This is a genomic window from Thermogutta sp. (assembly GCF_014359955.1).
Taxonomy (GTDB): domain Bacteria; phylum Planctomycetota; class Planctomycetia; order Pirellulales; family Thermoguttaceae; genus Thermogutta.
This window is the reverse complement of record NZ_JACIYL010000839.1, coordinates 1-1843: the sequence shown is the minus strand read 5'-3', so window position 1 is coordinate 1843 and position 1843 is coordinate 1. Positions and strand designations below refer to the sequence as shown.

Genomic DNA, 1843 nt, shown 5'->3' with positions numbered 1-1843 from the left:
ATTCGGAGGGGCACGCTTGTCGTGCCCGATGTTACATGTATGTGTCACGTTGCCGGCCTTGGTAGGGGCAATTCATGAATTGCCCCTACCGGAATGCGAGTGAATTGGGGTGGATCATCGAGGGTTGGCAGGCGGACGTGACAAGCACGTCCCTCCGAAAGCGGACGTGACAAGCACGTCCCTCCGAGATGGAGGGGCACGCTTGTCGTGCCCGATGCGAAAATGACCCGTTTCGTCAGACTACAAATAATTCAGGCTTATGCCCGACACGTCTGCCACGCCATCGGCTCGCAGCGCATTTTCTGCGTAGAATAACGAAGGCGGGTTCCTCGATGGGGCAGGCCGGTGTGTCCTGCTGCACGCGACGGGTGGGTGCTTTTTCCGTCCGGCGAAGAATTCGCCTCGCAATCGATTTTTTCGCGAGTGCGTGCCTTAGCAAGCCTTTTGTTCGTTTTTCCTATATCGATCAACTCGACAAAGATTCCGAAATGGCCCGCGTTCTCCTGGCAATGTCTGGCGGTGTGGATAGCAGCGTCTCGGCCCATCTGCTCCGGGAGCAGGGGCACGAGGTGATCGGGGTTTTTATGCGTCACGGGATGCACTCGCCGGTCACGTGCTCGTTGTCCGACGCTTCGCCGGGGCCGCGGGAGCCGGCTTCTCAAAGCGGAACCCTCACCGCTTTGCCGGTTCTGCGGAGTCCCAAGCAGGGGTGCTGTAGCGCGGCAGATGCTGAAGACGCACGGCGCGTGGCCGAGCGTCTCGACATTCCGTTTTACGTTCTCAACTTTGAGGAGGAGTTTCGCGAGATTATTGACTATTTCGTGAACGAGTACCTCGCCGCGCGGACGCCCAACCCCTGCGTCGTGTGCAACAACCGGCTCAAGTTTGGACGTCTTTTTGAGTATGCAGACACGCTGGGGGCAGAATTCGTCGCGACCGGTCATTATGCCCGACTGATGCCCGCCGAGGATGGTTTGCCGGGCCTGTTTTGCGGTCGTGATTTCGCCAAAGACCAGTCGTACGTGCTGTTTGGGATACGGCGGGAGTACCTCGGTCGGCTTCTGTTTCCCGTGGGAGATTACACAAAGCAGGAGATTCGGAACATTGCGGCGACGATCGGTTTGCGGGTAGCCGACAAGCCCGACAGCCAGGAAATCTGCTTCGTTCCCAATCAGGACCATGCGGCCTTCGTGCGACAGTTTCGCGGGGAGCGTTCCACAGCGGGAGAGATTGTGGACACCCAAGGCCGCGTCGTTGGCCATCACGATGGACTGGAGCGCTTCACCATCGGCCAGCGGAAGGGTCTGAGGATTGCCTTCGGCGAGCCGCGCTACGTGGTGCGTCTGGAGCCGGACACACGCCGTGTCGTGGTGGGAACGCGAGAAGAGCTTGCTCGCTGGGAGTTGACGGCTTCCGGGGCGAACTGGCTGTTGGAGCCGCCGTCAGGACCGTTCCCGTGCGCGGTGAAAATCCGCTATCGGGCGAAGGCCGTCCCCGCCACCGTCACCATTCTGGAAGGCAACCGGTTCCGCGTGCAGTTCCATGAGCCGTGCTACGGCGTGGCGCCGGGGCAGGCCGCCGTCTGCTACCAGGGTGAGCGCGTCCTTGGGGGTGGCTGGATCGATTGAAGGATGCTCATCGGCAGATGGGAGTCATGCACGGCAGGAAACCTCAACCCTCGCGTTAAAAGGGGGTTTGCGCGGCAGATCGGAATCCACTCACCTGGCAGCGGCCATCGTGGGAAATCGTCACTGTGACAGCACCTGCTTCCGCCGTATGAAACACCTTGGGGAGACTTGTTGAGGAACCGTTCTCGCGTGGAAGTTCACCCGTAAAACCTTCT

1 protein-coding gene is annotated in these 1843 nt (G+C 60.1%); it reads left to right on the top strand.

Annotated features, from left to right (window positions below; translation table 11 throughout):
- Positions 1–488: 488 nt before the first annotated feature.
- Complete coding sequence (gene mnmA / locus H5U08_RS17455) at positions 489–1628, top strand: tRNA 2-thiouridine(34) synthase MnmA (protein WP_297036032.1); 1140 nt, start codon at positions 489–491, stop codon at positions 1626–1628.
- Positions 1629–1843: the final 215 nt, after the last annotated feature.

Bases quoted from the DNA above. Each gene is read 5' to 3' on its own strand.
- mnmA (WP_297036032.1), top strand. From the start codon at position 489: ATGGCCCGCGTTCTCCTGGCAATGTCTGGCGGTGTGGATAGCAGCGTC.